This window comes from Halomonas sp. GT (assembly GCF_002082565.1).
In the GTDB taxonomy this organism is placed as follows: Bacteria; Pseudomonadota; Gammaproteobacteria; order Pseudomonadales; family Halomonadaceae; genus Vreelandella.
Window position 1 is genome coordinate 402,305 of sequence record NZ_CP020562.1, and the last position, 20,669, is coordinate 422,973.

Annotated in this window: 14 protein-coding genes; 11 read left to right on the forward strand and 3 right to left on the reverse strand. The window is 56.2% G+C overall.

All coding sequences use genetic code 11. The features are described from left to right. Window positions 1-6 precede the first annotated feature (6 nt). On the forward strand, window positions 7-1,170 hold the full coding sequence (locus B6A39_RS01950) for a MalY/PatB family protein (RefSeq protein ID WP_083000804.1): 1,164 nt from the start codon (window positions 7-9) through the stop codon (window positions 1,168-1,170). 11 nt (window positions 1,171-1,181) lie between these two features. Here the strand turns inward: B6A39_RS01950 and B6A39_RS01955 are convergent, their stop codons facing one another. Continuing rightward, window positions 1,182-2,126, reverse strand: coding sequence for a co-chaperone YbbN (locus B6A39_RS01955; protein WP_083000807.1), 945 nt, complete (start codon window positions 2,124-2,126; stop codon window positions 1,182-1,184). A gap of 363 nt (window positions 2,127-2,489) precedes the next feature. Here B6A39_RS01955 and B6A39_RS01960 point away from each other — a divergent pair, with 363 nt between their 5' ends. The 7 genes from B6A39_RS01960 (at window position 2,490) to etfB (ending at window position 11,726) form a co-directional block, all read left to right on the forward strand. Next, window positions 2,490-3,635, forward strand: a complete 1,146-nt coding sequence (locus B6A39_RS01960; RefSeq protein ID WP_083000809.1) for a GlxA family transcriptional regulator — start codon at window positions 2,490-2,492, stop codon at window positions 3,633-3,635. 218 nt (window positions 3,636-3,853) lie between these two features. After that, window positions 3,854-4,831, forward strand: coding sequence for a dipeptidase (locus tag B6A39_RS01965; RefSeq protein ID WP_083000811.1), 978 nt, complete (start codon window positions 3,854-3,856; stop codon window positions 4,829-4,831). An 81-nt stretch (window positions 4,832-4,912) separates the two neighbouring features. After that, on the forward strand, window positions 4,913-5,458 hold the full coding sequence (locus tag B6A39_RS01970; protein ID WP_083007828.1) for a 4-vinyl reductase: 546 nt from the start codon (window positions 4,913-4,915) through the stop codon (window positions 5,456-5,458). Between the two features lie 24 nt (window positions 5,459-5,482). Further along, window positions 5,483-7,555, forward strand: a complete 2,073-nt coding sequence (dgcA, locus tag B6A39_RS01975; protein WP_083000814.1) for a dimethylglycine demethylation protein DgcA — start codon at window positions 5,483-5,485, stop codon at window positions 7,553-7,555. A gap of 22 nt (window positions 7,556-7,577) precedes the next feature. Continuing rightward, on the forward strand, window positions 7,578-9,593 hold the full coding sequence (locus B6A39_RS01980; RefSeq protein WP_083000816.1) for a (Fe-S)-binding protein: 2,016 nt from the start codon (window positions 7,578-7,580) through the stop codon (window positions 9,591-9,593). Next, window positions 9,590-10,894 (forward strand): electron transfer flavoprotein subunit alpha, encoded by a 1,305-nt coding sequence (gene etfA / locus B6A39_RS01985; protein WP_083000819.1) that lies wholly within the window; start codon window positions 9,590-9,592, stop codon window positions 10,892-10,894. Before B6A39_RS01980 ends, etfA begins: the two co-directional genes overlap by 4 nt. Then, window positions 10,884-11,726: an electron transfer flavoprotein subunit beta gene (gene etfB, locus B6A39_RS01990; protein WP_083000821.1), complete on the forward strand. Its 843-nt coding sequence runs from the start codon at window positions 10,884-10,886 to the stop codon at window positions 11,724-11,726. The genes etfA and etfB overlap by 11 nt, the downstream gene beginning before the upstream one ends. 141 nt (window positions 11,727-11,867) lie before the next feature. Here the strand turns inward: etfB and B6A39_RS01995 are convergent, their stop codons facing one another. Together B6A39_RS01995 and B6A39_RS02000 are read right to left on the reverse strand one after the other, a co-directional pair. Further along, window positions 11,868-12,755, reverse strand: coding sequence for a DMT family transporter (locus B6A39_RS01995; RefSeq protein WP_083000824.1), 888 nt, complete (start codon window positions 12,753-12,755; stop codon window positions 11,868-11,870). A 67-nt stretch (window positions 12,756-12,822) separates the two neighbouring features. Beyond that, complete coding sequence (locus tag B6A39_RS02000) at window positions 12,823-14,403, reverse strand: BCCT family transporter (RefSeq protein WP_083000826.1); 1,581 nt, start codon at window positions 14,401-14,403, stop codon at window positions 12,823-12,825. Between the two features lie 244 nt (window positions 14,404-14,647). On the opposite strand from B6A39_RS02000, the gene fdhA reads away from it, so the two are divergent. The 3 genes from fdhA (at window position 14,648) to fdhF (ending at window position 20,628) form a co-directional block, all read left to right on the forward strand. Further along, complete coding sequence (gene fdhA / locus B6A39_RS02005; protein ID WP_009724036.1) at window positions 14,648-15,841, forward strand: formaldehyde dehydrogenase, glutathione-independent; 1,194 nt, start codon at window positions 14,648-14,650, stop codon at window positions 15,839-15,841. A 222-nt stretch (window positions 15,842-16,063) separates the two neighbouring features. Next, window positions 16,064-17,782, forward strand: coding sequence for an NADH-ubiquinone oxidoreductase-F iron-sulfur binding region domain-containing protein (locus B6A39_RS02010; RefSeq protein WP_083000829.1), 1,719 nt, complete (start codon window positions 16,064-16,066; stop codon window positions 17,780-17,782). A gap of 11 nt (window positions 17,783-17,793) precedes the next feature. Continuing rightward, complete coding sequence (gene fdhF, locus B6A39_RS02015; protein WP_083000831.1) at window positions 17,794-20,628, forward strand: formate dehydrogenase subunit alpha; 2,835 nt, start codon at window positions 17,794-17,796, stop codon at window positions 20,626-20,628. The last annotated feature ends 41 nt before the right edge of the window (window positions 20,629-20,669 follow it).

Sequence of the window (20,669 nt, forward strand, 5' to 3'; positions counted from 1 at the left end):
TTAATTATGGCGTTTGATTTTGCCACACCCGTCGAGCGACGCTCTCCAAAAGGGGATTATGCTTCGCAAAAATGGCATCGCTATGATGCAAGCGTACTGCCATTGTGGGTGGCAGATATGGATTTTTGCTCACCGCCAGCCGTGATTGAGGCGCTACGTGCTCGGGTTGAGCACGGTGTCTATGGCTATGGCGAAGTGCCCGATACGTTAACCGAAACCCTCTGCCAGTGGAGCGCCCAACATTACGATTGGGCTATTCAGCCCGATTGGCAACAGTGGTTGCCTGGCGTTGTGCCCGCGTTGCACTTTGCGGCGATGGCGCTAACCAAGCCCGGAGAAGGGGTTCTCACGATTGCCCCGATTTATCCACCTTTCCTGGCCGTTGCAGAACGTACAGGACGGCTGGCCCAGCAAGCGATGTTAGCTGAGCCTGCGTCCCCTGGCGAGCCTTGGCAGTTGGATATTGACGCGTTGGAAGCCGCGATAACACCGCAAACCCGTCTACTGCTTTGGTGCCATCCCCATAATCCAACAGGGCGTGTATGGAGTGACCAGGAGCTTACCCAGTTGGCCGCGGTCGTTGAACGGCATGATTTATGGGTTGTCTCTGATGAGTTGCACTGCGATCTGCTGCTAAACGAGGGAGCTCAACATCGCCCCTTGGCTGCCATGTTCCCGGAACTGGCTAAACGAACGATCACGCTGTGGGCGCCGTCAAAAACGTTCAATCTTGCGGGGCTTACCAGTGCCTGTGCCGTTATTCCTGATGCTGCGCTGCGTAAGCGCTTTGCTGAGGCCACAAAAGGCTTTTTGCCGGATGGCAATGTACTGGGGCTCGTTGCTGCTGAAGCGGCTTATCGCGACGGTGAACCTTGGCGTCAAGCGCTGTTAGCGGTACTGCGTGATCACCGCGCTACGCTGCAGGCACGGGTAGCGTTATGGCCGGGAGTGACCATGAGCGAGCCAGCGTCTACCTACTTGGCGTGGCTAGATATGCGCGGGGCAGGACTAGGCGCTTCGCCCGCCAAAGCATTACTGGAACGGGCGGGCGTGGCACTTTCTGATGGGGCTGCGTTTGGCTGCCCTGGGTTCGTGCGGCTTAATTTTGGTACTACCGCTTCGCAGCTGGAAGCGGCATTAGCGAGAATGGATAAGCTGCTGAAAGCCTGATCAGTACTGAATCAGTACAGCAGAGCAAATAGCTTGCGCCGATAGGTAACGGTTAGCGGATGGTCGGCACCCAGGGCGTCGAATACTTGTAATAAGGTTTTACGGGCCGCGTCGTCGTTATAGGCGCGGTCATCCTTCATCAAACCAAGTAGCCCCTCAAGGCCTGTTTCGTATTGGCCATCGGCAACATGGCGCAGTGCACGCTGGTACCGCGCTTCACTGTCGTTGCGATCACCCAGCGCGGCGACTTCTTCAACAGAAAGAGCCTGCTCACTAAATTCGATGCTAGCTCGAACGCCACGGGCAGGTGCCGCATCGCGCTCTTCGGGGGGCAAGTTGTCGAGTACGCTGCGGGCATCCTCTCCGCGTTTTTCAGCCACGAGTGCTCTTGCAAGGCCGACCTGGTAGGCGTAATGCTCTGGATACTGGCTAATCAAGGTTTGATAGATTTCTCGTGCGCCTGCTGCATCGCCCGCTGTTAACGCCTCTTCGGCTTGATCTTCTGGACTAGGCGGTGCATCACCTGGTGCTGGGAAGTAGCGGTTTAGCCACTCGCGCACTTCCTTCTCAGGTAATACGCCTTGGAAGCTATCGACCAAGCCACCTTGGCTAACGAGCTTAACATCGGGGGCTGAGCGCACGCCTAACTGGCTGGCGATTTCCGGATTGGCTTCAATGTCCAGCTTGCCAAGCAGGAAAGCCCCCGCGTATTCGACAACTAACTTTTCCAACACCGCTAGCAGAGCGTTGCCACTGGCGTTTGAAGGCGAATAACAGCCCAGTAGCACTGGCACCTGCATCGATGCTTCGAGCACTTGCTGAATATTGCCAGCGTTAAGCTCAATAATAACTTCTTCAGGTGTTACGGAAGGGCGAGCCGTGCCCGCTTCTTCGTTGCTGGTATTAGCGGGTTCCGTGGTCAACGGATTGCCGGTACGTGGGTCAATAATGGACATGGCTAAGCTCTGCATCGCTTGAAGTGGATTACGTCATGATATGCAGGCAATCAGGGAAGGATTCAAGGAAATAGTAGTAAATAAAGTACCCATCACAAAAAGTGCTCCTCATGAATCGAAATCTGGGGCACTTATCCGGCGTTTTAAGAGCGACCTCTACTGTTGCGTTTGCGACGTATCGCTTAGTTTGCAATATGGTTTTGTCGCTATTCGGCGTATTCGTGCCAAAATGCGACTCAAGAGTACTACCACCCCCGGCACGAGTGAGTGTTCACTGCAGTAATGGGAAACTAAGAAACGCCAGCGCCACCTATACTAATAAAAAGAAAAACTGATGATCTAAAGGTGACGGAGGGTAAAACGATGACATCAGACAAAGCAAAAGACCTGACAGCAAATCTCCATCGTGCGGGCGAACCGCAAACCCTGGGTTTTCTCCTGTTAGATAATTTCACCCTAATTTCTCTGGCTTCAGCCATTGACCCTTTACGGATGGCTAATCAGTTGGCTGGCCGTGAACTGTACCGCTGGTACACCCTGACCCAAGACGGTTTGCCAGTGCGTGCCAGTGATGGGTTGCAGGTAACGCCTGACGCCTCTATGCACACTCCCTTATCGCTAGAGTGGGTCGTTGTGTGCGGAGGGGTGGGGCCTCAGCATAGTGTTACTCGTGAGCATGTGCGTTGGCTTCAATCGCAGTCGCGTCAACTAAGACGTTTAGGTTCGGTATGTACAGGAAGCTGGGCGCTGGGCCAAGCGGGACTGCTTGATCACTATGAGACAAGCATCCATTGGGAGTGCTTGGCTTCCATGCAGGAAGCTTTCCCGAATGTCATTCTGACGACCTTTCTGTTTTCGATTGACCGTGATCGATTCACGGCGTCAGGCGGCACAGCGCCGCTCGATATGATGCTTAACCTGATTGCTCATGATCATGGACGTGAGCTGTCGGCAGGCATCTCCGAAATGTTTATCTATGAGCGTGTGCGTAACGAGCAGGATCAGCAGCGCGTTCCTCTTAAGCACGTGCTCGGTACTACCCAGCCTAAACTGTTGGAGATTGTCGCATTGATGGAATCCAACCTTGAGGAACCGATCGAGCTCGATGAACTCGCTCGTTATGTTAATGTTTCGCGTCGTCAGTTAGAGCGTCTGTTCCAACGTTATCTGCTTTGCTCGCCATCTCGTTATTATCTCAAGCTGCGCTTAGTGCGCGCTAGACAGTTGCTCAAGCAAACGCCTTTATCGATCATCGAAATTGCTTCCGTTTGTGGCTTTGTTTCTACGCCCCATTTTTCTAAGTGTTACCGTGAATACTTTGGCGTACCGCCAAGAAATGAGCGCCTCGGGGTACACGATCGGCAAGGAAATAATCACGCCAAGTCGCCGCCGCTGATCAAACGGTGGGGGGGCGAACCCAATACTAATGAGCCTTTCTCAAGCGCTCAGCAGGCACTAGCGTGTGCTCAGGGAGAGCCTACCTTTGCTAGCGTGACGCTGTTGGACTGATATCTCCTACGAGGCCGACGATGAGAACGTGCTATCCAGCGTCGGGTAGCACGTTTTTTTATATCGAAACTACGCTGCTGCAACTATCAAAAGATCCCAAGTAGCTGTCGTGTTCACGACACAATGACGTTTTTGGAATTTCCGTCGTCGTTTCCAAGAGCAGCCCAACTCAACGTCAGCGCTATGCTCGCTACATAAATCAATGTTGGAGCTTAGCTATGACACCCTCAGAACTGCACGATGACGCTATCGTCATCGATGGCTTGATTATCGCCAAATGGAATCGTGAGCTGCTTGAGGACATGCGTCGCGGTGGTTTGACAGCGGCTAACTGCACTGTTTCGGTGTGGGAAGGGTTTCAGGCCACGGTCGATAATATCGTCAAGTCGAACCAACTGATGGCCGAGTGTAGCGACCTGGTACGCCCGGTACGCACCACCGCTGATATTACTCGTGCGAAAGAAGAGGGCAAGACTGGGATCATTTTTGGTTTCCAGAATGCGCATGCCTTTGAGGATCAAATCGGCTACGTAGAAATCTTCAAACAGCTGGGCGTGGGTATTGTTCAGATGTGTTACAACACCCAGAATTTAGTGGGAACCGGCTGTTACGAGCGTGACGGCGGCTTGTCTGGCTTTGGCCGTGAGATTGTCGCTGAAATGAACCGTGTCGGCATTATGTGTGATCTCTCTCATGTCGGTGCCAAGACCTCTGAGGAAGTGATTCTCGAATCCAAAAAGCCGGTCTGTTATTCCCACTGCCTGCCTTCCGGTCTCAAAGAGCATCCGCGCAACAAATCCGATCAAGAACTCAAGTTCATTGCTGATCACGGCGGTTTCGTCGGTGTCACCATGTTCGCGCCTTTTCTCAAAAAGGGCATCGACTCCACCATCGAAGACTACTGCGAAGCGATCGAGTACGTCATGAATATCGTCGGTGAAGATGCTATCGGCATTGGCACTGATTTTACCCAAGGGCATGGACAAGAGTTCTTCGAGTGGCTGACTCACGACAAGGGCTACGCCCGTCGTTTGACAGACTTTGGCAAGATCATTAATCCCAAAGGCATTCGCACCATCGGAGAGTTCCCCAATCTCACCGAGGCGCTCCTTAATCGCGGCTTTAGTGAAACTCAGGTAAGGAAGGTCATGGGGGAGAACTGGGTGCGCGTCCTCAAGGATGTCTGGGGCGCCTAAACGCTTGCTCCATAAGATTGATAGGAGCGATGGGATAAGCCTGCTCCTTAGCCAAGAATAATGATGTAGAGGATGATACCCGTGACCAAACTGGCCCCCGCACTGCCTATCGAAGTCGATAGTGAAACCGGCGTCTGGACGACTGATGCGCTGCCGATGCTCTATGTTCCACGGCACTTTTTTATCAACAACCATGTGGCCGTTGAAGAGGCGCTAGGCGCTGAAAAGTACGCTGAAATCCTCTATCACGCTGGCTATAAGAGCGCCTGGCACTGGTGTGAGAAAGAGGCCGAGTGCCATGGTCTCGAAGGCGAGGCTGTCTTTGAGCATTATATGCTGCGCCTTTCCCAGCGTGGCTGGGGCCATTTCATCACCGAACAGATTGATCTTGATGCTGGCACGGCTCAAGTGCGGCTAGAACATAGCGCCTTCGTTTACCAACTTGGTAAGGTTGGGCGAAAGGTCGAGTACATGTTTACTGGCTGGTTTGCTGGGGCCATGGATCAAATTCTCGCTGCACGTGGTAGCTCGCTGCGCACCGTCGCTGAGCAGACGCAGAGTGCTGCCGAACCCGGCTGCGATGTAGGCGTCTTCGCTGTCAAACCGCTGCCCGATGCTGCCCACTAACCCTGGGTACGAGGAGAGATAACCATGGCATTTGACGCAATCTTTGAGCCAATCGAGATCGGCAAGCTGACTATCCGTAACCGTGTGGTCAGTACCGCCCATGCCGAGGTCCATGCCACTGACGGTGGTATGACGACTGAGCGCTACGTCAGGTATTACGAAGAAAAATCCAAGGGGGGGTGTGGCCTTTGTATCTGCGGTGGCTCATCAGTGGTATCCATTGATAGCCCTCAGGGGTGGTGGAGCTCAGTGAACCTTTCTACCGACCGCATCATTCCACACTTTCAGAATCTGGCGGACGCCGTGCACAAGCATGGCGGCAAGATCATGATCCAGATTACCCATATGGGACGCCGCTCACGCTGGGACGGCTTCGATTGGTCGACTCTGGTATCCCCCTCTGGTATCCGCGAGCCAGTACACCGCTCCACCTGCAAGACTATCGAGGTGGAAGAGATTTGGCGGATTATCGGTGACTTCGCTCAGGCCGCGCGGCGAGCGAAGGAGGGCGGGCTTGATGGCGTTGAGCTTTCTGCCGTGCACCAACATCTGATTGATCAGTTCTGGAGCCCTCGGGTCAATAAGCGCGAGGATGAGTGGGGCGGTAGTTTCGAAAATCGCATGCGCTTCGGCATGGAAGTACTCAAAGCGGTGCGCGCCGAAGTGGGCGATGACTTCGTGGTGGGTATGCGCATTTGTGGCGACGAATTCCACCCGGATGGTCTCTCGCATGAAGACATGAAGCAGATCGCCGCTTATTACGATGCCACTAAAATGGTCGACTTTTTCGGCGTTATCGGCTCTGGCTGCGACACTCACAACACGCTCGCCAACGTTATCCCCAATATGTCTTATCCACCGGAGCCTTTTCTACATCTGGCGGCGGGGATCAAGGAAGTGGTGAATGTACCGGTGATCCACGCCCAGAATATTAAAGATCCCAATCAGGCCCAGCGTATTCTCGAAGGGGGCTACGTGGACTTGGTGGGCATGACCCGGGCGCATATTGCTGACCCTCACCTGATTGCCAAGATCAAGATGGGGCAGATAGACCAGATTAAGCAGTGCGTGGGGGCTAACTACTGCATCGACCGCCAATACCAGGGCCTGGACGTACTGTGTATTCAAAACGCTGCCACCTCGCGGGAATACATGGGCCTGCCGCATATCATTGAAAAGACCGAGGGCGCTAAGCGCAAAGTCGTGGTGGTAGGTGGCGGCCCCGGCGGCATGGAGGCAGCTCGCGTTGCTGCTGAGCGTGGTCATGATGTCACCCTGTTTGAGGCGGCTGACGCCCTGGGTGGGCAGATCACTATCGCTGCTCAGGCTCCGCAGCGTGACCAAATCGCCGGTATCACTCGCTGGTACCAGCTGGAGTTGGCACGCCTAAAAGTCGACCTGCGATTAGGGGCTCGTGCCGATGAGGCAGCCTTGCTTGATCTGCGCCCCGATATCGTGGTGCTCGCCACCGGTGGCCAACCCTTCCTTAGCCAGCACCCGGAGTGGGGCTATTCGGAGAACGCCGAGGAGAGTCTGGTGGTCAGCACTTGGGATATTCTCTCAGGCAAGGTGGCACCCGGCAAAAACGTGCTGATTTATGATGCCATCTGCGAATTCTCTGGCGTCTCGGCGGCCGACTATCTGGCTGATAAGGGCGCCAAGGTAGAGATCGTCACCGACGATATCAAGCCCGGCGCGGCGGTGGGCGGCACCACCTTCCCCACTTACTACCGCAGCCTGTACGAGAAAGAAGTGATCATGTCCTCTGACTTGATGCTGCATAAGGTCTACCGCGAGGGCGACGGTCTCGTGGCAGTGCTCGAAAATGAGTACACCGGTGCCTTGGAAGAGCGCGTGGTTGATCAGGTGGTCGTCGAAAACGGCGTGCGTCCTGACGAGGCGCTTTATTACGCCCTCAAAGAGCAGTCCCGCAACAAAGGGCAGGTGGATCTGGAGGCGCTCTATGCCATCCAGCCTCAGCCCAGCCTGAGCGAAGAAGGGGACGGCTTTTTACTCTTCCGCCTGGGCGACTGCACGGCACCGCGTAATACCCATGCGGCCATCTACGACGCCCTGCGAATCTGCAAGGACTTCTGACGGCTAAAAGGAGGGGAGTACCATGCTCGAAACGCTCTTGCCGATACTGATTTTCACCGCTTTGGTTTTAGCGGTGATCGGTGCCGTACGCCGTATTCGCCTTTGGCGTCAGGGGCGGCCTTCGCGGGTTAATCTGCTCCAGGGGTTGATGGCCCTGCCGCGCCGCTATTTGGTGGATCTGCACCATGTCGTGGGGCGCGACAAAATGATCTCCAATACCCACGTAGCCACCGCCGGAGGCTTCGTGGCTGCCGCCGTGCTGATGATCCTGGTGCATGGTCTTGGTATCGCCAACCCATTGCTAGGCGGGTTGCTGTTACTGGCTAGCACCTCCATGTTCGTCGGTAGCCTCTTCGTAGCGCGTCGGCGGATTAACCCGCCTGCACGGCTCTCCAAGGGCCCCTGGATGCGGCTGCCAAAGAGCCTGATGGCGTTTTCGATAGGCGTCTTCCTGATCACACTGCCCACAGTAGGTTTGTTGCCCGAAGGGTTAGTAGAAGGCAGCGGTAGCTGGCTTCTGGCGATGGTGTTGGCGGGCGTCGTGGTTTGGGGCCTGGGCGAAATGTTCTTTGGCATGACCTGGGGCGGTCCAATGAAGCATGCCTTTGCTGGCGCCTTACATCTCGCCTTTCACCGTCGTGCTGAGCGCTTTGGTGGTGGCCGGTCAACCGGGCTCAAAGCACTGAACTTTGAGGATAAAGCGGCACCTTTGGGCGTGGAAAAGCCTGCCGACTTTACCTGGAACCAGCTGCTGGGCTTCGATGCCTGCGTGCAGTGCGGCCGCTGCGAGGCGGTGTGCCCTGCGTTTGCTGCTGGCCAACCGCTCAATCCTAAAAAACTGATTCAGGATATGGTGGTGGGGTTTGCCGGTGGTAGCGATGCTGGCTATGCCGGTTCTCCTTATCCTGGTAAGCCAGTGGGTGAGCACCAAGGCGCTCCCCATGCGCCTATCGTGGCGCCTGTTGTCATGAAAGAGGGAAAGGCGTTGGTTGACGCTGAGACTCTCTGGTCGTGCACGACCTGCCGTGCCTGTGTCGAGGAGTGCCCAATGATGATTGAGCACGTGGATGCGATTGTCGATATGCGCCGCCACCTGACCTTGGAGCGGGGCAAGACACCCAATAAAGGTGCCGAGGTACTCGACAATCTGATTGCCACTGACAACCCCGGCGGTTTCGACCCAGGCTCACGGCTCAACTGGGCGGCGGATCTTAACCTACCGCTAATGGCCGACCTAAAGCAGGTTGATGTGCTGTTGTGGTTGGGGGATGGCGCCTTTGATATGCGTAACCAGCGAACCCTACGTGCCCTGGTTAAAGTACTGCGTTCTGCCGAAGTAGACTTCGCCGTGTTAGGTGCTGAAGAGCGCGACAGCGGTGATGTGGCAAGACGATTGGGCGATGAAGCGACGTTCCAGTCCCTGGCTAAGCGCAATATTGCCACCCTGGCCAAGTATCGCTTCCAGCAGATTGTCACCTGTGATCCGCATAGTTTTCATGTGCTGGGCAATGAGTATGGCGAGTTGGGAGGAAGCGATTTCAATGCCAACTACGAGGTGCGCCACCACAGTACCTTTATTGCTGAATTGTATGATGCAGGACGGCTGACCTTTGCTCCCTGGAAAGGTGGCAGCGTTACTTATCACGACCCATGCTACTTGGGACGCTATAACGGTGAATACGAAGCCCCTCGGCGAGTTCTAAAAGCGCTGGGCATCCAAGTTGCCGAGATGGAGCGCTCAGGGTTTCGTTCGCGCTGCTGCGGTGGCGGCGGCGGGGCACCAATCACTGATATTCCTGGTGAGCGACGAATTCCCGATATGCGCATGAATGACGTTAAAGAGAGCGGTGCCGAGCTGGTAGCAGTGGGCTGCCCACAGTGTACTGCCATGCTGGAAGGCGTGGTGGATGCTAGCGCTGAAGTGCGCGATATTGCTGAACTGGTAGCCGATGCCCTGTTAGAACGTCCTGCTGATGATGTGTCTGGCGTATCCCGGCGAACCGCTACAGCGACGACTGCTGAAGAGGTGATCGTATGAGTGAAATTATTCGCCGCGACCCACGTCGTGAGTGGATCGCCCGAAACCGTCTGCACCCCGACAACGCCGCGGTGCTGGCCGCTCTTGGTGTAAACAGGGGCGGCGGAGCGGTCAGCGAATGGGTGGGGCCCAACGGCGTGGTGCGTAAGAATCCTCGCGCTATTGGCTTTATCGGCCCCAATGGCGTTAAACGAATTGATCGTAGCGGCCTCCAGCAAGGAGGGCATTCCAGCGCGGCAACCGCCGTGGCTAGCGATAGCCGCCGTACAGTGACTATTGATCAGCCCGCTTTTCTAGTGGCCGTGGTACCTGACCTGATCGGTGGACGCCTTTCTAGCCATGATAAGGATCTGCTGGGACTAGCCAGACGCGTGGCGGATGCCGACGCCGAACAGCCAGGCGCCGTGGTGGCGATCCTGTTTGGTGAGCATAAAGGCGAGGGAGGCGGCGAGCTTAAGAAGCAAGCGCTGGGCGAAGCTGGGATTGATCGCGTCGTACATCTTGATGATGAGCTTTACGCTGGGTTTGCTCCCGAGGCACGGCTGGCGGTGTTAAGTGCCGTCGAACGTGAGATGACGCCGCGTTTCTGGCTGTTGCCGGACTCCCCTCTAGGCGGAGCTGATCTGGGGCGGCGGCTTGCCTTACGCCTGGGTGAACGCGCTGCTACAGGGGTGTGGCAGATTGAAGCTGACGATGAGGCACCTCTGGGCTGGCAGTGCACTGCCCGTGGCGCCGCTGGAAGTTTGGATATCCAGCGCCCTCTGCCACGGGTTGCCCTGGCGTTGGCCGAGTGCGCCGAACCGGTGGATGAGACGCGTCATGTGGCCGAACACCTGACCTTGGCAGCGTCCATTCCCACCACTCTATCGCGCATTGAAGACCTGGGACAGGTGGCTGTAGACCCCGCTGGCGTGGCGTTAGCCGAGGCTGAGTTCATCCTCTCTGGTGGCAATGGCGTTAAACAGTGGGACGCCTTCCATCATGCTGCGAGAGTGCTGGGCGCTACCGAAGGGGCTTCGCGTGTCGCGGTAGATGACGGCTTTATGGCCCGCGATCGTCAGGTGGGCGCGACCGGCACTTGGGTGACCGCCCGAGTCTATATGGCGGTGGGTATTTCAGGCGCTATTCAGCACCTACAGGGCATTCAGCGCTGTGACAAGGTGGTAGCGATCAATCTCGATCCGGGGTGCGACATCATCAAGCGCGCTGATTTGGCGGTGATTGGCGACAGTACGCAAATTCTTGCTGCGTTAGTAGCCATGGTAGAACAGCAGCGAGGAGGGCAATGCGATGCGGCCTGAACAACAGCAAAAACAACAGCAACAGAGAATCGACGTGTCGGTGCTGGTTTCTATCGGCCGTCACCCTATAACCGGCCGTTCGAGGCGCGCCGAGCAGGATGCACGGGGGCTGGAGCTTGCGCTGTCCATGGAAGCCGAACTGCCGGGCACCCGGATTAGCGTACTGCATGCTGGTTCACAGGATGTTGACAGCGAGGTAGCCCTGCGTAGTTACTTGGGTATGGCTACAGGCGTTGGTATGGGGCTTGAGTCTATGACCTTGCTGGAGCAGCCTGATGGCAGCGATGCCATTCTACCGCTGGTGGAACATTTAGCCGCTACCTCGCCCCAGCTAGTGATCACCGGCGCCCGGGCAGAGCGCGGAGAAGGTTCTGGGCTTTTGCCCTATGCGCTGGCAGAACATCTCGGTTGGCCGTTAGTGAATAGCTTGGCGTCCATAGAGAAGGTGGAAAATGGCGTGGTAACGCTTCTTCAGGCGCTGCCGCGGGGGCAGCGTCGCCGTCTCAAGGTGCGCCTGCCTGCTATCATCAGCGTGGATGAAGCAGCGCCGGCGGCGCGCCAGAGCGCCTTTGGCCCGGCTCGTCGAGCTACCTTCTCGGTGTCATCCACTACCTCAGAAGCCGATAGTGAGCTGGCCCAGTGGCACTTGAGCCCCGCACGCAAACGGCCTAAGCGTCTGAAGATCATCAAAGCCGCCTCAGCTAGAGATCGTTTCAAAGCGGCGGCTTCCAAAGCCGAGGGCAAGGGCGGGCAAGTGCTCACCGACGTCACCCCCGAGCAGGGCGCCGAGGCGATCTACAAGCTACTCAAGGAAGAGGACGTGCTGCGCTGAAGCCTTTTGATCAAGGCATGTTAGTAATCTTAAAGCCCGCCCTTTATTGGCGGGTTTCTTGTTATCTATTTTTTATCACTGAGTCTTTATGTTCGAAGTCTTTATGTTCTCTGTCGTTATCTTCTTCTATGACGTTATGAGCTATTTGCCAGCAAAGCCAGGATAAATCCGCAGGCGCTGCCTTTCTCGGTGTAATCCCATCCAGGCGTGTAGCACTAGCACCGTAATGACGATGATCCCGCCCAGTAGCGTTGATGCCGTCGGCGTCTCGCCTAGTAGCCACCAAACCCATAGTGTTCCCAATGCAGTTTCCACCAGATAAAACAGTGCCACCTCGGTAGACGGCAAGTAACGGGTGGCGCTATTGATCAGCACCGTGGCTAGGGGCATCTGCACTAGCCCCATCAGTGCCAGTACGCCATAACGCTCGGCATCAAGCGCCAGCGGCGAAGCCATGGGCAGAGCAATTGCTGCTGAGAGCAGGCCACCACCAGCAATCACCGTCATGGGGTCAATGGCTGGATAGCGGCGTAGCAGGGTCAGGTTGCCGCCGATGGCCGCCGCGGCCGTTAAGGCATACAGGTTGCCCACCAGCATTCCCATGGCTCCCTCGCCCAAGAACACCAACCCCATACCCAACATGCAGACGGCAATGGCTAGCAACGTTCTTAGCGGCACCTTTTCATGTAGGAAAACTCGTGAAAACAGTGCGGCAAACAGTGGCGCTGTGCTCAGTATTACTACCACGTTGGCCACATTGGCGTTCATCACGGCTAGCACGAAGAGGCTCGACATTAGACCCAGCAGCAGCGCTGAGGCGAGTGACGAAAACGGATGGCTTCTCAGCGTCCCTAATCGACTACCCACACAGCACAGGACTCCCAGTACGCAGAACATCAAAAAACCACGCCAGAATACGATGGTCCAGCCATCGGTATTGGCTAGGCGGATCAGCAGACCGTCGAAACTGAGAAACACCACACCCAGTATCACCATGGCCAGACCGCGCTGGTAAGAATTTGACTGCATTGTCGTTGTTCCTGGTCGGTAAAGGAGGGCAACCGCCTGCTGGTTGGGCGGGCGGTTGCGGGGGAGATTACTTGGCGGTTTTGGGTATCGCGTTAAGCTGTCGCCACTCCTTATTAAGGCCTACGTAAAGGCTGACGCACATTATTAACAGTACCAGTGTGAAGGGCAGTCCTGTGGCTACCGCGCCTGCCTGAAGCGCACTGAGTGCGGTGCTACCGCCGCCATACAACAGCACACCCGCAATGACACCTTCAAGTGCGGCCCAGAAAACACGCTGGCCCTTAGGGGCATCGGTTTTGCCTCCGGCCGTGATGTTATCGATTACCAACGAGCCGGAGTCTGATGAAGTGATGAAGAAAACCAACACCAGAATAATGGCTAGTGTTGACGTTATGCTGGTGAGAGGCAACTGTTCCAGCATATGGAACATGGCAAGTGAAACATCACCAATGCCGTTGGCCAATTCGCCTACGCCGTTAGTTGCCTGAAAAAGCGCTGTGCCGCCGAAGGCGCTCATCCAAACCAGCGTGACTAGCGTTGGCACCAGCAGTACGGCAATTAGAAACTCCCGAACGGTGCGACCACGCGATACGCGAGCGATAAACATGCCGACAAACGGAGACCAGGAGATCCACCACGCCCAGTAAAAGATGGTCCAGCCGTGATACCAGGTGTCATCCTCGCGGCCAATCCAGTTCGACAGCGGCAAAAGGTGGCTTACATAGTCTAGCGTTGTGGTGCCAATCCCTGTCAATATCATCAGGGTAGGGCCTGCTATCACAATAAATAGAAGCAGTATCGCCGCGATGATCATATTAATGTTTGAGAATAGCTTTACGCCCCCGTCGATACCCCGCCATACCGAGAATAGTGCAATCACCGTGACCACTAGGATAATCGCCAGCTGAGTACCAATAGTGTTGGGGATGCCAAACAGATAGGCGAGCCCACCTGCTGCTTGGGTAGCGCCAAAGCCAAGCGAGGTGGCGAGGCCGAAAATGGTGGCGAGTACGGCAAGAATATCGATGATATGACCTGCCCAGCCGCGGGTATGCTCACCTAGAAGTGGATAAAAGGCGGAGCGAAGCGTGAGTGGCAAGCCCTTATTATAGGCAAAGAACGCCAGCGAGAGTGCGACGACTGCGTAGATTGCCCAGGGGTGCAGCCCCCAATGGAACATGGTTGCGCCCATGGCGGCACTGGCGCCTTCCGGGGTACCTGCTGGGGCATTTAGGGGCGTACCGTACCAGTTGGTGTAGTAGGCCACCGGCTCAGCAACGCTCCAGAACATCAGGCCGATACCCATGCCCGCCGCAAATAGCATGGCGAACCAGGAGGTGCGCGAGTACTCCGGCTTGGCATCGCTGCCGCCCAAACGAATTCGCCCGAGTGGCAAGCAGATCAGTACGAGGCAGAACACCACAAAGGTATTGCCTGCAATCATAAACAGCCAGTCAAAGTGTTCAATTGACCAGTTCTTGGCAAGCCCAAGATGCGAATTAGCGGCATCCGGGTAAATAAGAGCGTAAAGAATGAATAGCAGAATGGCGAGAGCGGAGAGTGGGAATACGGGGTTATGAAAATCTAACCCCATTATCTGAGTATTGTCCTGTCCGGGCGACAGGACAGGATCGTCATTGTTCTTCATTAGGTGTCCTTGGTAGCTATTGTTAGATGTCGGCTATGCGCCCGCATTGCCGACACAGCGAATTGTTGGGCCTGTTTCAGGGGAAGAGTGTCGTGAAAGCGACCTCTAGCTATTCGTCCTGACTAGGATGTCTTGAATAGATATGTGAGTGCCTTTGTGGGGTAAGTCCTTAGGCACGGAGGGGATAGGGTGGGAAAGCACAATCCACCATCAAGCGCACAACAATAAACAACAGGAGCTAGCCATGAATGCAGCCAACCGCGGAGTGGTCTATAAAGGGCCGGGTGAAGTCGCCGTCGAATCTATTGCCTATCCTGAGCTCGCCATCGGTAATCGAAAGTGTGAGCACGGCGTAATTCTTAAAGTCGTCACCACCAACATCTGTGGCAGCGACCAGCATATGGTGCGCGGCCGCACTACTGCGCCATCCGGTTTGGTGCTGGGTCACGAAATCACCGGCTTGGTGGTCGAGTGTGGCCGCGACGTCGAATTTATCCAGCCCGGCGATCTAGTCTCTGTGCCGTTTAATATTGCCTGCGGTCGCTGCCGTAACTGTAAAGAAGGCCGTACCGGCATCTGCCTTAACGTGAACCCCTCTCGTCCGGGGGCTGCTTATGGCTATGTCGATATGGGTGGCTGGGTGGGTGGCCAGACCGAATATGTCATGGTTCCCTACGCGGACTTCAATCTGCTGAAGTTCCCGGACACCGATCAAGCGATGGAGAAAATCAAAGATTTAACCCTGCTTTCTGATATCTTCCCCACCGGCTTCCACGGTTGCGTTACTGCTGGTGTTGGCCCCGGCAGTACTGTCTATATTGCGGGTGCTGGCCCTGTGGGTCTGGCGGCGGCAGTTTCTGCTCAGTTGCTTGGCGCGGCTTGTGTGATTGTCGGCGATATGGTCGAAGACCGTTTAGCCCAAGCGAGAAGCTTTGGCTGCGAGACCATTGACCTGACCCAGGACGGCGATATGGCCGATAAGATTGAGGTGATTCTCGGCGAGCGTGAAGTCGATGCCTTTGTCGACTGCGTTGGTTTCGAAGCCCACGCCTGCGGCTGCAACCATGGTAAAGAAGCACCTGCAACTGTGCTTAACTCGGCGATGTCGCTGACTCGCGCGGGCGGCCAAATCGGTATTCCTGGCCTGTATGTGACCGAAGACCCAGGTGCCGCTGATGATGCCGCCAAGCAAGGTGCTTTGAGCATGCGCTTTGGCCTCGGCTGGGCCAAATCCCACAGTTTTCATACCGGACAGTGCCCGGTAATGAAGTACCACCGCCCGCTGATGCAGGCTATTCTGTTCGGTAAAGTTAAGATCGCCGATGCGGTAAATGTACAGATGATCACTCTGGATCAGGCGCCCCAAGGATATGCCGACTTCGATGGCGGAGCCGCCAAGAAATTTGTCATTGATCCCCACGGCAGTGTGCCTGCATGAGGCGGAAGCACCTGCCCGCCCGCAGGGGATACGAGATAGATAGTTCGAGATAGATAGTTCGAGATAGATAGCTCGAAACAGATAGTCAGAAATAGGTAGTTAGAAATAGATAGATCGAAAATAGATAATTCAGGATAGATAGTAAGACCCTAGACGGCACCCCGCGGGGTGCCGTCTTCGTTCATTCGGTATACCGCCGATCAAGATAATAATGAGTGACCCATGACCGTCCAGACCGTGACCCCCAAGCGCCGCTTTCGCGGCAAGCCCCGCGGCCGTGAACTCGATCCCATCCGTCTTGAGGGATTGCGTGAACTGCTGGGCGATGAACGCAACGATGCCGCATTGCGTCGACGCGATTTATTAATCGAACACCTGCATGCTCTTCAGGATGCCCGAGGGCATTTATTGTTGGCAGACCTGCGTGCCCTGGCGGCTTATATGAACCTGCCTATGGCAGCGATCTATGAGACAGCAACCTTTTATGCTCACTTCGACGTCATCCATGACGATCAGGACGTACCCCCAGCGTTGACCATCCGCGTTTGTGACTCTCTGGCTTGCCAGTTAGCTGGCGCTGAGGCGCTTAAAGCGCAGTTGGAAGCAAACGCCGATATCGAGCAGGTGCGGGTGTTGCGCGCGCCATGCATGGGGCGCTGCGACACAGCACCCGTAGTGGAGGTAGGCCATCACCACTTAGGTCGAGCCGATGCGGCTCAAGTTCAGGCAGCCATCGATGGCGATAACACTCACCCTGAACCTATTGACTGGCAACGACTTGATAATTATCGCAGCGAGGGTGGTTTTGCATTGCTCCAGGCTTGCCGCAGCGGGGAAGTGACGGTTGAAGCATTGATGGAAGCGATGCAGCAGGCCAACCTCCGCGGTTTAGGGGGCGCGGGTTTTCCTACGTTTAAGAAATGGCACTTTGTGCGTCAGGAGGCTGGCCCCCGCTACTGTGCCATCAATGCTGATGAGGGCGAACCCGGTACCTTTAAGGACCGTTATTATCTGGAGCGTTCGCCGCACCAGTTTCTTGAAGGTGCCTTGGTCAGTGCTTGGGCGGTAGACGCTGAGGCGCTGTATATCTACCTACGTGATGAGTATCCAGCGTTACATGTCGTGCTGCGCGAGGCGATTGGCGAGCTTGAGGCCGCTGGCCTAGTGGCGCCGGGATATATCGTGCTGCGCCGCGGAGCGGGGGCTTACATCTGTGGCGAAGAGTCGGCGATGATTGAGTCCCTGGAAGGCAAGCCAGGCAAGCCCCGCCATCGTCCTCCGTTTGTGGCTCAGAAAGGGCTCTTTGACCGCCCAACGCTGGTCAATAACGTCGAGACCGTCTACTGGATTCCGATGATTTGGCAGCGTGGCGCGGAGGCCTTCTCCAGTCAGGGCCGCCATGGCCGCGTGGGGCTGCGCAGTTTCTCGGTTTCGGGGCGAGTTAAGCAGCCTGGCGTTTATCTGGCGCCTGCTGGCATCACGTTAAGCGAGTTAATTGACGAGTATTGTGGCGGCATGGCGGAAGGTCACCGCTTGGCGGCTTATCTACCTGGTGGCGCCTCTGGTGGCATTCTGCCCGCCACTAAAGCCAATATTCCTCTCGACTTCGATACCCTCCAGGAGCACGGCTGTTTTATTGGCTCAGCCGCGGTGATCGTGCTTTCCGATCAGGACAATATGCGTGGGATTGCTATCAACCTACTGGCTTTCTTTGCCGATGAGTCCTGTGGTCAATGCACGCCGTGCCGGGTGGGAACAGAAAAAATGCTGACGCTGCTTGAGCGTAATGAATGGGACGCTGGGCTTATGACGCAGCTTTCCCAAGTGATGATAGATGCCTCTATTTGCGGGCTGGGTCAGGCGGCACCTAACCCAGTATTAGGCTTGCTCAAGGATTTTCGCAGTGAACTGGCTGCCCAGAGCGTTATTGTCAAGGGATAAGGGAGATCAGCATGAGTGAACAGAGCTTAAACCAAAGCTTTACCCTGACCCTGGATGGCGTTGACGTCAGCGCTTACCCCGGTGAAACCCTCTGGCAAGTCGCCAAGCGTGCAGGCGAGACTATTCCGCATCTGTGTTTCAAGGATGCCAGCGGCTATCGCGCCGACGGCAACTGCCGTGCTTGTATGGTGGAAATCGAGGGCGAGCGCACCTTGGCCGCAAGCTGTCTGCGTCAGGCGGCTCCCGGTATGGTGGTTAATAGTGCCAGCTCTGAACGTGCACACACGGCCCGCAAGATGGTCATGGAAATGCTGCTGGTCGACCAGCCTGAGCGGGAAGAGAGCCCCGACAGCTCAAGCCATTTCTGGGCCATGGCCGACCAGTTGGCCATTGATGCTACGGCGGTGCGCCGTAAGTTGCCCAAGCGCGAAGAGCGTGAGACAGCTACCGTGCACCATGTGGCGCCTAGGGCGGGTAGCCTGGAGCAAGACAGCAGTCACTCTGCCATGCGCGTTAACCTTGATGCCTGTATTGAGTGCAATCTGTGTGTGCGTGCCTGTCGCGACGTGCAGGTTAACGATGTTATCGGACTGGCTCACCGTGGGGCGGCGTCTAAGATCGTATTTGATTTCGACGACCCTATGGGGGACAGCACCTGTGTTGCTTGCGGCGAGTGTGTTCAAGCCTGCCCCACCGGTGCTTTAATGCCTGCCACCCTAGTGGATGAGCAAGGTCACGGAGACTCTGCTGTGGCTGACCGTAAGGTTGACTCAGTATGTCCCTACTGCGGGGTTGGCTGTCAGCTTACCTACCATATCAAAGACGATAAGATCCTTTATGTGGAGGGCCGCGACGGTCCTTCAAACGAGAACCGACTATGTGTTAAAGGTCGCTTCGGCTATGACTATCCGCGCAATCCATCCCGGCTTGTTACTCCGCTGATCCGTCGCGAGGGTGTCGCAAAGGGAATCGATCCAGACTTCGACCCCGCCAACCCCTTGACGCATTTCCGCGAGGCAAGCTGGGATGAAGCCCTGGAGTTTGCCGCCAGTGGGCTTGTGAACCTAAAAGTGAATCATGGCCCTGACGCCTTGGCTGGTTTTGGCAGCGCCAAGTGCTCCAACGAAGAGGCGTGGCTTTTCCAGAAGCTAGTGCGTACCGGCTTTGGCTCCAACCATGTGGATCACTGTACGCGCTTGTGTCACGCCAGTTCGGTGGCCGCGCTCATGGAGTGTATCGGCTCCGGTTCGGTAACCGCTTCCTTTATGCAGGCCAGTCAGGCCGATGTAGTGATTCTTACCGGCTGTAATCCCGCGGTAAACCATCCGGTGGCGGCCACCTTCTTTAAACAGGCCGCCAAGCGCGGTACCAAGATAGTGATTCTTGACCCCCGTGGTCAGGCGTTGGATGCCTACGCCCATCTCAGTGTGCGCTTTTCACTGGGTACGGATGTGGCGCTGTTTAATGCCATGCTCAATGTGATCATCAGCGAAGAGCTCTATGACACGGCCTATATCGCCGAGCATACCGAGGGCTTTGAGGCACTGAAGACACATACGGTGGACATGACCCCCGAAGCGATGAGCGGTTTGTGCGGTGTTGAGCCAGAGACCATTCGCGAAGTGGCCAGGCTCTATGCCAACGCCGAGCGGGCAATGATTTTCTGGGGCATGGGCATTTCCCAGCACACCCATGGGACCGACAATGCCCGCTGTTTGATCTCGCTGGCGCTGGCTTGCGGCCAGACCGGTCGCCCTGGGACTGGCTTGCATCCTCTGCGGGGGCAGAACAACGTTCAAGGGGCATCTGATGCCGGCCTGATTCCCATGGTGATGCCAGACTACCAGCCGGTCAGCGATGCTCAGGTACGCAGTGCTTTCGAAGAGCTGTGGAATACCAAACTGGATCCCACACCGGGTCTCACCGTGGTGGAAATTATGGATGCTATCGCTGCGGGCACCATTCGCGGCATGTATATCCAGGGTGAAAACCCAGCGATGTCCGACCCGGATCTGGCCCATGCCCGGGCCGCGTTAGCCAAGCTGGAGCATTTGGTGGTACAGGATCTTTTTCTCACTGAAACCGCTCAATTCGCCGACGTTATCTTGCCTGCCTCTGCTTGGCCTGAGAAGGACGGCACCGTCACCAACACCAATCGGCAAGTGCAGATGGGGCGTGCGGCCTTGCCACTGCCGGGCCAGGCCAAGCCGGACTGGTGGATTATCCAGGAAATGGCCAAACGCTTCGGCCTCGACTGGAATTACCAGCATCCGCAGGACGTTTTCGCCGAGATGAAGCAAGGTATGGCCTCTCTCGACCATATTTCCTGGGAGCGTTTGGAGCGCGAGCAGTCGGTGACCTACCCTTGCCCAGCGGAGGACGCACCGGGGCAAGACGTAGTCTTCAGCGAGGTCTTCCCTACGGCCAGTGGCCGGGCGAAGTTCGCACCTACGCGTCCGCTGCCACCGGATGAGCCGGTAGATAACGACTATCCGACGGTGCTGACCACTGGCCGTCAGTTAGAGCACTGGCATACCGGATCCATGACCCGTCGCGCCAAAGTGCTCGATGACCTGGAGCCGGAAGCCGTGGCAAGCTTGGCGCCCGCTGAGCTGGTAAGGCTTGGTATGGCACCGGGTGATGATCTGACGATTGCTACTCGCCGAGGCGCCATTACTCTTAAAGCGAGGGTTGACCCAGGAATGCCAGAAGGGATGGTGTTTGTACCTTTCTGTTATGGGGAAGCCGCGGCAAATTTACTCACCAATCCGGCGCTGGATCCGTATGGGAAGATACCAGAGTTCAAGTACGCCGCCTGCCGGCTGAGCCGCTCGAATGTGGCCTGACCGATAGCGCTGTTCACGCCCATGGAGGAATCCTCCATGGG

Bases quoted from the DNA above. Each gene is read 5' to 3' on its own strand.
- B6A39_RS01950 (WP_083000804.1), top strand. From the start codon at position 7: ATGGCGTTTGATTTTGCCACACCCGTCGAGCGACGCTCTCCAAAAGGG.
- B6A39_RS01955 (WP_083000807.1), bottom strand. From the start codon at position 2,126: ATGTCCATTATTGACCCACGTACCGGCAATCCGTTGACCACGGAACCC.
- B6A39_RS01960 (WP_083000809.1), top strand. From the start codon at position 2,490: ATGACATCAGACAAAGCAAAAGACCTGACAGCAAATCTCCATCGTGCG.
- B6A39_RS01965 (WP_083000811.1), top strand. From the start codon at position 3,854: ATGACACCCTCAGAACTGCACGATGACGCTATCGTCATCGATGGCTTG.
- dgcA (WP_083000814.1), top strand. From the start codon at position 5,483: ATGGCATTTGACGCAATCTTTGAGCCAATCGAGATCGGCAAGCTGACT.
- B6A39_RS01980 (WP_083000816.1), top strand. From the start codon at position 7,578: ATGCTCGAAACGCTCTTGCCGATACTGATTTTCACCGCTTTGGTTTTA.
- etfA (WP_083000819.1), top strand. From the start codon at position 9,590: ATGAGTGAAATTATTCGCCGCGACCCACGTCGTGAGTGGATCGCCCGA.
- etfB (WP_083000821.1), top strand. From the start codon at position 10,884: ATGCGGCCTGAACAACAGCAAAAACAACAGCAACAGAGAATCGACGTG.
- B6A39_RS01995 (WP_083000824.1), bottom strand. From the start codon at position 12,755: ATGCAGTCAAATTCTTACCAGCGCGGTCTGGCCATGGTGATACTGGGT.
- B6A39_RS02000 (WP_083000826.1), bottom strand. From the start codon at position 14,403: ATGAAGAACAATGACGATCCTGTCCTGTCGCCCGGACAGGACAATACT.
- fdhA (WP_009724036.1), top strand. From the start codon at position 14,648: ATGAATGCAGCCAACCGCGGAGTGGTCTATAAAGGGCCGGGTGAAGTC.
- B6A39_RS02010 (WP_083000829.1), top strand. From the start codon at position 16,064: ATGACCGTCCAGACCGTGACCCCCAAGCGCCGCTTTCGCGGCAAGCCC.
- fdhF (WP_083000831.1), top strand. From the start codon at position 17,794: ATGAGTGAACAGAGCTTAAACCAAAGCTTTACCCTGACCCTGGATGGC.